This is a genomic window from Pseudomonas sp. 2995-1, from assembly GCF_002742505.1.
Lineage (GTDB): Bacteria > Pseudomonadota > Gammaproteobacteria > Pseudomonadales > Pseudomonadaceae > Aquipseudomonas > Aquipseudomonas sivasensis.
Genome location: NZ_LJSA01000249.1, coordinates 74,633 through 87,557, shown reverse-complemented (window position 1 = coordinate 87,557; position 12,925 = coordinate 74,633). Strand labels below are relative to the sequence as shown.

The following is a 12,925-nucleotide window of genomic DNA, read 5'->3' as shown; positions in this document are numbered from 1 at the left end:
CCATACAGCCCAACGGCGCCCGGTAGACCGCTATCGGGGGCAAGTCGAATCGTCGCACCGACCCTCCCACACTCGACCGCATTCCTACAGGATAAACGCGGTCAAACTGTGGGAGGGGCCTTGCCCCTGATGCAGGCGACTCGGTCTCAGGTAATCGGCGCCGGGTTAAACAACGTGATGTCGTTATGCAGCTTGTGATGCTCCGCCCAGGTCTTTTTCTTACCGCTGGCCACATCCAGATAGAAGTGGAACAACTCCCAACCCAGCTCCTCGATACTCGCACGCCCGGTAGCGATGCGCCCGGCGTCGATATCGATGAGGTCCGGCCAGCGCTGCGCCAGCTCCGTACGGGTCGACACCTTCACCACCGGCGCCATTGCCAGCCCGTACGGCGTACCACGCCCGGTGGTAAACACATGCAGGTTCATCCCCGCCGCCAATTGCAGCGTACCGCAGACAAAGTCGCTGGCCGGCGTCGCACAAAAAATCAGGCCCTTGCTCTTGAAGCGCTCACCCGGACCCAGCACGCCGTTGATCGCGCTGCTGCCGGACTTGACGATGGAACCCAAGGACTTCTCGACAATATTCGACAACCCGCCCTTCTTGTTGCCCGGCGTGGTATTGGCGCTGCGATCTGCTTCGCCTTTGGCCAGGTAACGGTCGTACCAGTCCATTTCCCTGACCAGCTCCTCGGCAACTTCCTTTGTCTGCGCACGAGAAGTCAGCAGGTAGATGGCATCGCGGACTTCGGTCACTTCGGAAAACATAACCGTCGCCCCAGCCCGCAACAACAAGTCAGAGGCGTAACCCAGCGCGGGGTTGGCGGTGATGCCGGAAAACGCATCACTGCCGCCGCACTGCATACCCAGGATCAGTTCGGATGCCGGCACGGTTTCCCGGCGGCGCTGGTCGAGTTTCTTCAGGCGGACTTCGGCCAAGTCCATGATCTGCTCGATCATCTCGGTAAAGCCGTGGCTGGAATCCTGCAACCGATACAGCCACGGCTCGCTCAGGTCGACCGAGCTGTCGTTGTCGTGCATCACCTGCCCGGCCTGCAATTTCTCGCAACCCAGGCTGATCACCAGGGCTTCGCCGCCCAAGTTCGGGTTGCGCGCCAGGTTGCGTACGGTACGGATCGGGATGTACGCATCTGTCGCCGTGATCGCCACCCCGCAGCCGTAGCTGTGGGTCAGCGCCACTACGTCATCGACGTGTGGGTACTTGGGCAGCAATTCGTCCTTGATGCGCTTGACCGCATGGTCCAGCACCCCGGTCACACACTGCACCGTGGTGGTGATGCCAAGGATGTTACGCGTGCCCACAGTACCGTCGGCGTTGCGATAGCCCTCGAAGGTAAACCCCTCCAGCGGTGCCTGGGTTTCGGGCACCTCGGTGGACAGCGGCAAGCTGTCCAGCGGTGGCGCGGTCGGCATGCGCAATTGATCTTCCTGGACCCAACTGCCGCGCGGAATCGGCGCCAGGGCGTAACCGATGGTCTGGCCGTAGCGAATAATCTGACCGCCTTCGGGGATGTCTTCCAGGGTCACTTTGTGGCTCTGGGGGATGAAATCCACGGTCACCAGGCCGTCCGGAAACTCGGTACCGGCCGGTACGCCCTGGTCATTGACCACGATCACTACGTTGTCGCGCTCGTGCAAACGAATGGAACGCGGCGAGTCGGCATGTTCAATCAACTGCATCACGGGGCCCCTCAGGAATGCGCTTCGGTTAGGTTGGTCAACTCTGGCCCCTTGGTTGGCGGCTCTTTGAGTACTACACGTTTGATCGGACCGACGATGACCAGATAGCTGAACACCGCCACCAGTGCATTGGCGCCGACAAACACCAGGGCCCATTTAAAGGAACCGGTGGTGCTGATGATGTAGCCGATCACGATAGGCGTGGTGATAGAAGCCAGGTTACCGAAGGTGTTGAACAAGCCACCACTGAGACCGGCGATTTGTTTCGGCGAGGTGTCGGACACCACCGCCCAACCCAGTGCGCCAACGCCTTTGCCAAAGAAGGCCAAGGCCATGAAGCCCACCACCATCCATTCAACGTCAACGTAGTTACACGCGATGATGCTACTGGAGACCAGCAAGCCCGCAATGATCGGCGCCTTGCGGGCGAACGTCAGCGAATGGCCTTTGCGCAGCAGGTAGTCGGAAATGACCCCACCCAACACGCCACCGATAAACCCGCAGATCGCCGGTAACGAGGCGATGAAACCTGCCTTGAGGATGGTCATGCCACGGTCCTGCACCAGGTACACCGGGAACCAGGTCAGGAAGAAGTAAGTGATGCCATTGATGCAGTACTGGCCCAGGTACACGCCTAACATCATGCGGTTGGTCAGCAACTGGCGGATGTAATCCCACTTCGGCCCGTCGGTTTTCTTACCCTTGCCTTTGTCCTGATCCATATCGACCATCGCGCCATTGGCAGCGATGTGGTTGAGCTCAGCTTCGTTGATCATCGGGTGCTGGCGCGGGCTGTGGATCACTTTCAGCCAGATCAGCGAGAACACGATGCCGATCACGCCCATCACGATAAACACGTGCTGCCAGCCAAAGCGGTAGACGATCCAGCCCATCAGCGGCGCGAACAACACCGTGGCGAAGTACTGCGCCGAGTTGAAGATCGCCGAGGCCGTACCGCGCTCGGCGGTGGGGAACCAGGCCGCCACAATCCGAGCGTTACCCGGGAAGGAAGGCGCTTCGGCTAGGCCCACCATAAAGCGCAGCATGAACAGCGCAACAACCGCGGTGGATACACCGAACTCACCGACATAGCCTTGCAGCACGGTGAACAGTGACCAGGTGAAGATGCTCAGGGCGTAGACTTTTTTCGAGCCGAATCGGTCCAGCAGCCAGCCACCGGGAATTTGCCCGGCCACGTAGGCCCAACCGAATGCAGAGAAGATATAACCGAGGGTGACCGCGTCGATGCCGAGGTCTTTCTGCAGGCTGGAGCCCGCGATGGCGATGGTCGCCCGGTCGGCGTAGTTGATCGTGGTCACCAGGAACAGCATGAGCAGGATCAAATAGCGGACGTGAGTCGGCTTGGTCGCTTGCATGTAGAAGTACTCCCACTAATTATTTTTTTTGCGGGTAATAGTTTTGTGTTTTTAGCGTGGGAGCCGGCAGGCGTCCGGCCCCCACTGGGTGCAGCGTCTTACGAGCCGATGTAGCTGGTTTTCACCACTGTGTAGAACTCTTGTGCATAGCGACCTTGCTCCCGCGAGCCGTAGGACGAGCCTTTACGGCCACCGAACGGAACGTGGTAATCCACGCCTGCCGTGGGCAGGTTGACCATCACCATCCCAGCCTGGGAGTGGCGCTTGAAGTGGTTGGCGTATTTCAATGATGTGGTCGCAATGCCCGCCGACAAACCGAATTCGGTGTCGTTGGCCATGGCCAGTGCAGCCTCGTAGTCCGCAACGCGCACAACGTTTGCCACTGGACCGAAAATTTCTTCACGGCTGATGCGCATGGCGGCTTCGCTGTCGGCAAACAGCGTCGGTGCCAAGTAGTAACCCTCAGTGTCACACGTCACCAGGCCGCCACCGCTGACCAGCCGCGCGCCTTCGCTTTGGCCAATGTCGATGTATTTCAAGTCCTGATCCAACTGAGCCTGGGAAACCACCGGACCGATGTCGGTACCGCTTTTCAACGCGTGGCCAACCTTGATCGACTTCATGCGCTCGGCCATGGCCGCGACGAACTGGTCGTGAATACCAGCGGTGACGATCAAACGGCTGGACGCGGTGCAACGCTGGCCAGTGGAGTAGAACGCGCTCTGTACCGACAGCTCGACAGCTTGCTTGAGGTCGGCGTCGTCGAGAATGATCTGCGGATTCTTGCCGCCCATTTCCAACTGCACTTTGGCCTGGCGCGACACGCAGCTGACGGCGATCTGACGGCCCACACCGACGGAGCCGGTGAAGCTGATGCCGTCGACTTTCGGGCTGTTGACCAGCACGTCGCCTACCACGCGGCCGCTGCCCATCACCAGATTGAACACACCGGCTGGGAAACCGGTGCGGGAGATAATTTCTGCGAGGGCCCAGGCGCAGCCCGGTACCAGTTCGGCCGGCTTGATGACTACGCAGTTGCCGTAAGCAAGCGCCGGGGCGATCTTCCATGCAGGAATGGCGATCGGGAAGTTCCACGGCGTGATCAGGCCGACCACACCGAGCGCTTCACGGGTGACTTCAACGTTGACACCCGGGCGTACCGACGGCACGTAGTCGCCGGACAAACGCAGGCACTCACCGGCGAAGAACTTGAAAATGTTACCGGCGCGGGTCACTTCGCCGATGGCTTCAGGCAAGGTCTTGCCCTCTTCCCGGGCCAGCAGGGTGCCGAGCTCTTCACGGCGCGCGAGGATTTCGCTGCCAACTTTATCCAACGCATCATGACGCGCCTGGATACCGGACGTGGACCACGCCGGAAATGCTGCGCGGGCGGCGTCGATGGCAGCGTTGACTTGAGTGACGTCAGCCTTGGCGTATTCGCCAATGACATCAGACAACTCCGAGGGATTGAGGTTGGTGCAGTAGTCGGCGCCGGTTACCCATTGGCCGTTGATGTAGTTTTCGTAACGTTGGACTTGGGACACGAATCTTCTCCTGACGCAAAAGGCCGCTGATTACTCAGCGGCCTTGTGAATGGGTTATTGCGGACCTTGCTTGTCGATCAGCGCGGCCAGGGCTTCGTATTCTTCCGGCAGCAAGTCGGTCAGCGGCGTACGCACTGGGCCTGCGTCATAGCCAGCGATTTTTGCGCCTGCCTTGACGATACTCACGGCATAGCCGGACTTGCGGTTACGGATGTCCAGGTAAGGCAGGAAGAAGTCGTCGATGATCTTGGCGACGGTGGCGTGATCATCCTTGGCAATAGCGTGATAGAAGTCCATCGCGGTTTTCGGGATGAAGTTGAACACCGCCGAGGAGTACACCGGCACGCCCAGAGCCTTGTAGGCAGCGGCGTAAACCTCTGCAGTCGGCAGGCCGCCGAGGTAGCTGAAACGATCGCCCAAACGGCGGCGGATCGACACCATCAACTCGATATCGCCCAGGCCATCCTTGTAGCCGATCAGGTTCGGGCAGCGCTCGGCCAAACGCTCCAGCAACGGAGCGGTCAGGCGGCACACGTTACGGTTGTAGACCACCACACCGATTTTGACCGATTTACACACGGCTTCAACGTGGGCTGCAACGCCGTCCTGACTGGCTTCGGTGAGGTAGTGCGGCAGCAACAACAGACCTTTAGCGCCCAGGCGTTCAGCCTCTTGGGCATATTCGATGGCTTGGCGTGTCGAACCGCCAACACCGGCGAGAATCGGCACGCTGGTGGCGCAAGTATCAACAGCGGTCTTTACCACTTGGGAATATTCGCTGGCCGCCAGGGAGAAAAACTCACCCGTGCCGCCTGCGGCGAACAATGCGGTGGCGCCGTAAGGGGCCAGCCATTCAAGACGCTTGATATAGCCCGCTTGGTGGAAGTCACCCTGGGCGTTGAAATCGGTCACCGGGAAAGACAGCAGACCGTGGGAGAGGATGGACTTCAGCTCTTGTGGATTCATTATTCGAACACCCTGGGTAAAGACTTTCTGTCGAAAGATTGTTGTTGGTTTTGGTGATGTCGTACGTCATCGTACAACTATAAAAAGATTCGTCAACTGCAATTCATCGACCTTCGGTTTAAACGGTGTTGATAGAAGCGTTCTTGACGTAGGAAATTTATCCTCTATGCTCGTCAGCGCTGTATATACATACAGACATTACGGAAGATTCCTACGACATAGCAAGGAGCTAACATGTCAGGTCTTGATCTCGTAGCACCCGAAAAAACTCAACCGATCCTACGTTTCGAAGGTGGCGAACACACTGCCATCGGCGACGACACACTGTTGCGCTTCAATACGAACGCCCCGGCGATTCCCGCCCGGCAAGTCGAACTGCACCTACCCAATGGGCTGGCACTGACTTACGGCCAAGTGATTGCCCTAGGTGGTGACTTCTATGGCATTCCTGGCAAGCCGATCAGCGATGGCGCCTCCCCTGCCGAGCGCGTGCAACGCTTCACCGCCGCCTTTAACTCGCTGGCAGTGTTGCCGGCATCAAGGGATGAAGCAGGAAAGATTCTCGCGGTGATGCAAAAGGAAATCAGCGCGGTCAATCAAGCCATTAAAGATGGCAAACAACCCCATGAAGCCTATGACGCGCTGGGTGATACGTTGTCCGAGGAATGGAACCGCATCACCGGGGGCGGCAGTACGTTATCGGCGCTGGTTCCGCTGGGCCGTTACCTGAAACTGGCGGCGGACAACGCCGATCACTTCGGCGAATGGGCGCTATCGGCCTACCTGGCGGGGCATACGGCAGCGTTGCAACAGGCCGTGATAGCGCATCAAACCGGTACCGATCAGGCACTGGAACTGGCGTATGCCATGAACAGTTTTGCTGATCACTTCTTGACCGATCTGTTTTCCGCCGGCCACTTGCGGGTGCCACGCAAGCAACTCGCGGCGGTGGTCACGCCGGGAGAGTTGGGCTCGCTGATCAGTCGCTTCATGCACGATGAAGACAGCAAATTCGGGCTGAAGGTGCGCAATGCCATGGGTGATGAGTGGCACGCCTATGGAGATAAGCGCTATTTCGATACCGTTGACGCCAACAATCGAGCACAGGTCAAACGCGCCGTTCAGGCATCCGCAGACGAGATCTTTGAGACCTTCATCAGTGGTATCGCGCCCTCCCCGGCCAACTTCAAGGCTCCACTGTATGTGCCGGATTTGAACGCAGCACAGAACCCGGCAAATAACTTCTCGCCATTGTTCAAGATGGAGGGTGAAAAAGTGCTGCGCCGCAAGGACGTGAATGACCTGAACGACAAGCATTGGACCAATGATTGGTGGGGGTGGAGTACGTATTTGTTGCTTAAGGACTACAAGCCGAGTCCTCAGACCTAGACACTACCGTTTGTCGATACTGTGATTTCTAACAGTTATGCACAGTTCATAAACGAGGGATAAAAAACCTCAGGGGCTAAGGCATTAGCTCCTGAGGCGATTCGCTGTAGCTCTCCTGATACCTGAAGTCGCCGCATCAGGACGTCGCCATGCCCCATTCCGAATATGCCGACAACGGAACTGACACCACGAACATCAAGAGGTCGTAACGTGGCGCAGGTTCCAGTCCGTGCTTGATTCTGCTTCTAGAACTCACACTGAGAAGAGAGGTGCTTCATGAAAACCACTGATGAAATTTTCGGCCTACTGGCATCCGGTTTCGAAGCCAGTCGGGATGAAAAAGATCAAGACTTTGATCCCGATAGGCCTTTGGCTGAGCTGATCGCTGACAAGAAAGAAAGGCTTCGGGTGATCAACTCGTCAATGACGGAGCTTCATTTACAACTGCCTGACGACGTGGCCGAGAAACCAACACTGGACGAATTGGCTGCCTATATCCAATCAAGGCAACAGTCATAGAAAAACGCTGAATGGCACATCGTCAAGCTAGACACCCTGATCACCAAGCCGCCCAGTGATACCAACCAGCGGCGGCTTGATCAGCCTGCCCTTTCAGCCTCTTCATGGGCATGGCGCAGCCGTTCACGGCTGTTAGTCAGGTGCAAACGCATCGCCGCCCGCGCCGCATCTGAGTCCTGGCGGGCAATCGCCTCGTAAATCTCTTCGTGCTCACGGCTCAGGCGCCCCATGTAATGCTGTTGATCATCATGGGCCAGGCGCGCCGAATTCAGGCGGGTACGTGGAATGATGCTGGTGCCCAGGTGCGTCATGATGTCGGTGAAGTAACGGTTGCCGGTGGAGAGTGCGATTTCCAGGTGAAATGCGAAGTCTGAGGCGACGGCATCGCCGGCGTGCGCGGCGCTTTCATTCAACGCATCGAGTGCTGCACGCATCGCAGCCAACTGCTCTTCGCTACGACGCAGGGCCGCCAGGCCGGCAGACTCCACTTCCAGGCTGATACGCAACTCCAGAATCGCCAACACATCGCGCAGGGTCACGACCGTGGCGGGATCAATCCGGAAACCGCTGGGGCTCGGCGTGTCCAGCACGAAAGTGCCGATACCATGACGGGTTTCCACCTGCCCCGCCGCCTGCAAACGTGAGATGGCTTCGCGCACTACAGTGCGACTGACGCCATGGGCCTCCATGATCGCGGACTCCGTGGGCAGCTTGTCGCCCCGTTTGAGTTCGCCGTCACGGATCTGCTCAGACAGCACCGTGACCAATTCCTGGGCAAGGCTGCGGCGCTTGCGGGGAAGACGAGGGGCGGTGCTGGCGTTTTCCATGTGGAATCATCTATCTCGGTTGAGTAAAGAGGCATCATAGCCCATGGCGGTTGTACGATCACCGTTCAGTCGCGACTTTCACTTATATCCTTCACGCAAAAAAATGCCCCGACACAAATCGAGGCATTTTTCAGGCACCCCCGAAGGCAAGCGCCGATTACTTCACCACTTTCAGGCTAGGCCGGCCGCTAGGACGCGGTGGCTCGGCATCTGGTGGCGGCAGATCATCACCTTCTTCGCTTTCGATCGATTCGTCGTCCTCGAAAGGTGACTCCAGATCAAACACCATGCCCTGACCATTTTCCCGAGCATAAATCCCAAGAATGGCGCCAATCGGCACGTAGAGCGTGTGCGGTACACCGCCAAAACGCCCTTCGAAACTGACCGCCTCATTGTCCATGTGCAGGTGGCGCACGGCACTCGGCGATACATTGAGCACAATCTGCCCGTCACTGGCAAAACCCTGCGGTACCTGAACCGCAGGAAATTCGGAATTGACCAGCATGTGCGGGGTGCAATCGTTATCCACAATCCACTCGTAGAGCGCGCGGACCAGGTAAGGTCGACTGGAGTTCATCAACGGCTCCTTAAGCCTTAGCGCATATCGCGTTCGACACCAGACAGACTTGCCTGGAAAGCCTCACGCGCAAACTGGCGCTCCATGTAATCAAGCAGCGGCTTGGCCGGCCGCGGCAGTTCAATACCGAGAATCGGCAAACGCCAGAGTATCGGTAATAGGCAGCAATCCACCAAACTTTGTTCCTCGCTGAGGAAAAAAGGTTTATCGGCGAACAACGGCGAAACGCCGGTCAGGCTCTCGCGCAATTCCTTACGCGCCACGACACGGGCCGCCTCTTTGCTGCGCGAATCCAGAATCACATCCACCAGCCCACACCAGTCGCGCTGGATCCGATGGATCAGCAGGCGACTGTTGGCACGCGCCACCGGATATACCGGCAGCAAAGGCGGATGAGGATAACGCTCATCCAGGTATTCCATCACCACGGTCGACTCCCACAACGCCAGGTCACGATCGACCAGGGTGGGCAAGCTGCCGTAAGGGTTCACTTCGATCAGTTTTGGCGGATGACGGCCCGCCTCCACACTGATGATCTCGGCGCTGACACCCTTCTCTGCGAGCACGATACGTACTCGGTGGGAATAGTGGTCGGCGGGGTCGGAGTAACAGGCCAACCGATTGGTCACGCCCATGGCGGTCCTCCTCGCTTGTTGAAATTATCGGAAGCTCAAAAACGAGCGCGCCCAGAGAGCATCTCTGTAACGGCGGGTTAACCCGTTCGCTACGTATTCAGAGATGCCGCTGGGCGCGCAAGATTAACAGCAATTGCTTACGGTTGGATCAATGCACATCCTTCCAGTATTCGCGTTTGAGCAGATAGGCGAATACGAAGAAGAAAGCCAGGTACAGCAAGACGTAAGTACCGATGCGCTGGTGCTGCAGTTTGACCGGGTTGGCCGAGTAGGCCAGGAAGGTCACGAGGTTCTTGACCTTCTCGTCGAACTGCTCGTCAGTCAGCGAACCGGGGGTTTCGATCTTCAGTTGATCGCACGCTTCATGAGTCAAAGGCGTACCGGTCAACGGATCATATTGCTTCTTACCGTCTTCAACGACCTGGATCTGCTTGCATCCTACCACTTGCTTGCCCTGAAGGCCGACCAGAACGTTAGGCATGCCGACGTTCGGGAATACTCGGTTGTTCACGCGATAAGGCCGGGCCGGATCTTCGTAGAACGACTTCAGGTAGCCGTACAGCCAGTCGGTGCCGCGCACACGGGCTACCAGGGTCAGATCAGGCGGTGCGGCGCCGAACCAGGCCTTGGCGTCCGCCGGTTGCATACCAATATTCATGTGGTCGCCAATCTTGGCACCGGTGAACACCAGCTTATCCAACATCAGTTCGTGGGGAATGCCCAAATCATCGGCAACCCGCTCGTACCGCTGGAACTTGGCACTGTGACAGCCCATGCAATAGTTGGCGAACGTACGCGCGCCGTCTTGCATGGCAGCCTTGTCAGACACGTCGATATCGACTTTTTCCAGCTCCGGACCACCGTGCTCGGCAGCGAAGGACAGTAGCGGCAGCGCCGCAAGCATCAATGCAACGAATAATTTTTTCATCAGCCAGTCACCCTTTCCGGAACCGGTTTGGTCTTCTCAAGCCGGGTATAGAACGGCATCAGAATGAAGTAGGCGAAGTACAGGAAGGTGCAGACCTGCGACAGCAACGTACGTTCAGGAGTTGGCGCCAATACGCCCAACACACCCAGGATCACGAACGAAATGCAGAACACCCACAACCAGATCTTGCTCAGCCAGCCTTTGTAGCGCATCGATTTGACCGGACTTCGATCGAGCCAAGGCAACACGAACAGCACGGCAATGGCTGCACCCATGGCGATCACGCCCATTAGCTTGTCGGGGATGGCCCGCAAGATTGCGTAGAACGGCGTGAAATACCAAACCGGGGCAATGTGCTCAGGTGTCTTGAAAGCGTTGGCCTGTTCGAAGTTCGGCTTCTCCAGGAAATAACCGCCCATCTCCGGGAAAAAGAACACGATCGAGCAGAACACGAACAAGAACACGACCACGCCGACGATGTCTTTCACGGTGTAGTACGGGTGGAATGGGATGCCATCCAGCGGGATGCCGTTCTCGTCCTTGTGCTTCTTGATGTCCACGCCGTCCGGGTTGTTAGAGCCAACTTCGTGCAACGCCAAGATGTGCAGAACCACCAAGCCTAGGATCACGATAGGCAAGGCCACCACGTGCAAGGCAAAGAAGCGGTTCAGGGTGATACCGGAGATCAGGTAGTCACCACGAATCCACTGGGTCAGATCGTTGCCGATAACCGGGATCGCGCCGAACAGCGAGATGATCACCTGGGCGCCCCAGTACGACATCTGCCCCCAAGGTAACAGGTAACCCATGAAGGCTTCGGCCATCAGCGCCAGGTAGATCAGCATGCCGAAGACCCACACTAACTCGCGGGGTTTCTGGTACGAACCATAGAGCAGGCCACGGAACATATGCAGGTACACGACGATGAAGAACATCGACGCGCCCACGGCATGCAGCAATCGAAGGATCGCGCCATGATTGACGTCACGCATGATGCCTTCAACGGAAGCAAACGCCTCCTCCGCTGACGGGGTGTAACTCATCGTCAGCCATACACCGGTCACGATCTGGTTGACCAGCACCAGAAGGGCCAGGGAGCCGAAGAAGTAGAAGAAGTTGAAGTTTTTTGGCGCGTAGTACTTGCTGAGATGGTCTTCCCACATCTTAGTGGCGGGGAAGCGCGCATCTACCCAATCCATGAACTTGCTCATCACGCGTTCTCCTTATCGAGGCCAATGACAATAAGGTCGTCAGTTTCGTAGGTATGCGGAGGCACGGGCAGGTTCAAAGGAGCAGGCTGGGACTTGTAGACACGACCGGCGAGGTCGTAGTGAGAACCGTGGCACGGGCAGAAATAGCCGCCGACCCAATCCTTCCCCAGATCTGCCGGGGCTACTTCCGGGCGGAAGGTGGGCGAGCACCCCAGATGGGTACATAGACCAACCAGTAGCAGAATCTCTGGTTTGATCGAGCGCACTTCGTTTTTGGCGTAGGCGGGTTGGTCGGAATTCTCAGATTTTGGGTCAGACAACTGGCCTTCGATCTTTTTCAGATTCCCCAGGATTTCCTCAGTACGACGAACGATGAAGACTGGCTGGCCGCGCCACTCAGCAATCATCTGCTGGCCTGGCTCGATCTTGCTGACATTCACCTTCACCGGTGCACCTGCGGCTTTCGCCTTGGCACTGGGAAACCATGACCCCACGAACGGGACCGCAGCCCCCACCGCTCCTGCAGCACCCACCACGGATGTGGCTGCTACTAAGAAGCGACGCCGGCCTGCATTCACGCCGTCATTGCTCATTCAGTCCTCTCCCATCAGCTTTTTGGCCTGTTAAATCAGGCGTCTACTAAGTATTGAATCTTTACTTATAAAAATTTTGTCGGATGGTAATGAAAAGCCCCACGTATGACAAGGGAATTGCCCGAGGCTCTGCCTCCAGGCCTTGTAGTATAGGGGGTCTACGGATGTGGCAAGTTGTCACGGCGAAAAATCTAGATAAATCGCAGGCAATAAAAAACGCCCAGCTCCGTGAGGAGGCTGGGCGTTTTTGTGGAACGTAAAGCGAATTAACGCTTCGAGTACTGCGGACGCTTACGCGCTTTACGCAGACCGACTTTCTTACGTTCAACTTCACGAGCATCGCGAGTAACGAAGCCAGCTTTGCGCAGAGCGCCACGCAGGGTTTCGTCGTACTGCATCAGAGCGCGAGTGATACCGTGGCGAATTGCGCCAGCTTGACCACTTACACCGCCACCGATAACGGTGACATAGATGTCGAACTTCTCAACAGTCTCGGTCAGTTCCAGCGGCTGACGAACTACCATGCGGGCAGTTTCGCGACCGAAGAAATTTTCCAGAGTGCGGTTGTTGATCGAGATGTTGCCAGTGCCCGGACGCAGGAAAACGCGTGCGGTTGCGGTTTTGCGACGGCCAGTGCCGTAATTTTGAGTCGCCGACATA

General features: G+C 57.4%; 13 protein-coding genes. 2 read left to right on the top strand and 11 right to left on the bottom strand.

Going from position 1 to position 12,925, the window contains the following annotated elements; translation table 11 throughout:
• Positions 1-146 precede the first annotated feature (146 nt).
• The 4 genes from garD to kdgD form a co-directional block, all read right to left on the bottom strand.
• Positions 147-1,700: a galactarate dehydratase gene (gene garD, locus AOA61_RS03165; RefSeq protein WP_032886254.1), complete on the bottom strand. Its 1,554-nt coding sequence runs from the start codon at positions 1,698-1,700 to the stop codon at positions 147-149.
• Between the two features lie 11 nt (positions 1,701-1,711).
• Positions 1,712-3,076: an MFS transporter gene (locus tag AOA61_RS03160; protein ID WP_032886253.1), complete on the bottom strand. Its 1,365-nt coding sequence runs from the start codon at positions 3,074-3,076 to the stop codon at positions 1,712-1,714.
• Positions 3,077-3,174: 98 nt separating this feature from the next.
• A complete protein-coding gene (locus tag AOA61_RS03155) occupies positions 3,175-4,620 on the bottom strand; it encodes an aldehyde dehydrogenase family protein (protein ID WP_099601130.1) in 1,446 nt (481 codons plus the stop codon).
• A 54-nt stretch (positions 4,621-4,674) separates the two neighbouring features.
• Positions 4,675-5,586: a 5-dehydro-4-deoxyglucarate dehydratase gene (kdgD, locus tag AOA61_RS03150; RefSeq protein ID WP_032886251.1), complete on the bottom strand. Its 912-nt coding sequence runs from the start codon at positions 5,584-5,586 to the stop codon at positions 4,675-4,677.
• Between the two features lie 234 nt (positions 5,587-5,820).
• On the opposite strand from kdgD, the gene AOA61_RS03145 reads away from it, so the two are divergent.
• Positions 5,821-6,975: a phospholipase gene (locus AOA61_RS03145; RefSeq protein WP_099601129.1), complete on the top strand. Its 1,155-nt coding sequence runs from the start codon at positions 5,821-5,823 to the stop codon at positions 6,973-6,975.
• 276 nt (positions 6,976-7,251) lie between these two features.
• Positions 7,252-7,494 carry a hypothetical protein gene (locus tag AOA61_RS03140; protein ID WP_032886249.1) on the top strand — a complete coding sequence of 81 codons (243 nt, stop codon included), beginning with the start codon at positions 7,252-7,254 and terminating at the stop codon, positions 7,492-7,494.
• 80 nt (positions 7,495-7,574) lie between these two features.
• On the opposite strand, the gene AOA61_RS03135 is transcribed toward AOA61_RS03140, so the two are convergent.
• The 7 genes from AOA61_RS03135 to rpsI all read right to left on the bottom strand — a co-directional run bounded on the left by AOA61_RS03135 (position 7,575) and on the right by rpsI (position 12,924).
• Positions 7,575-8,321, bottom strand: a complete 747-nt coding sequence (locus AOA61_RS03135; RefSeq protein WP_032886248.1) for a FadR/GntR family transcriptional regulator — start codon at positions 8,319-8,321, stop codon at positions 7,575-7,577.
• A gap of 157 nt (positions 8,322-8,478) precedes the next feature.
• On the bottom strand, positions 8,479-8,898 hold the full coding sequence (locus tag AOA61_RS03130) for a ClpXP protease specificity-enhancing factor (RefSeq protein ID WP_032886247.1): 420 nt from the start codon (positions 8,896-8,898) through the stop codon (positions 8,479-8,481).
• 17 nt (positions 8,899-8,915) lie between these two features.
• Positions 8,916-9,533 carry a glutathione S-transferase N-terminal domain-containing protein gene (locus AOA61_RS03125; protein ID WP_032886246.1) on the bottom strand — a complete coding sequence of 206 codons (618 nt, stop codon included), beginning with the start codon at positions 9,531-9,533 and terminating at the stop codon, positions 8,916-8,918.
• 148 nt (positions 9,534-9,681) lie between these two features.
• A complete protein-coding gene (locus AOA61_RS03120; protein WP_095183832.1) occupies positions 9,682-10,461 on the bottom strand; it encodes a cytochrome c1 in 780 nt (259 codons plus the stop codon).
• Entirely contained in the window at positions 10,461-11,672 is a 1,212-nt protein-coding gene (locus tag AOA61_RS03115; RefSeq protein ID WP_032886244.1) for a cytochrome bc complex cytochrome b subunit, read from the bottom strand. Before AOA61_RS03115 ends, AOA61_RS03120 begins: the two co-directional genes overlap by 1 nt.
• Positions 11,672-12,265, bottom strand: a complete 594-nt coding sequence (gene petA / locus AOA61_RS03110; protein ID WP_032886243.1) for a ubiquinol-cytochrome c reductase iron-sulfur subunit — start codon at positions 12,263-12,265, stop codon at positions 11,672-11,674. Before petA ends, AOA61_RS03115 begins: the two co-directional genes overlap by 1 nt.
• 266 nt (positions 12,266-12,531) lie before the next feature.
• Positions 12,532-12,924, bottom strand: coding sequence for a 30S ribosomal protein S9 (gene rpsI / locus AOA61_RS03105; RefSeq protein ID WP_003216038.1), 393 nt, complete (start codon positions 12,922-12,924; stop codon positions 12,532-12,534).
• Between the last annotated feature and the right edge of the window lies 1 nt (position 12,925).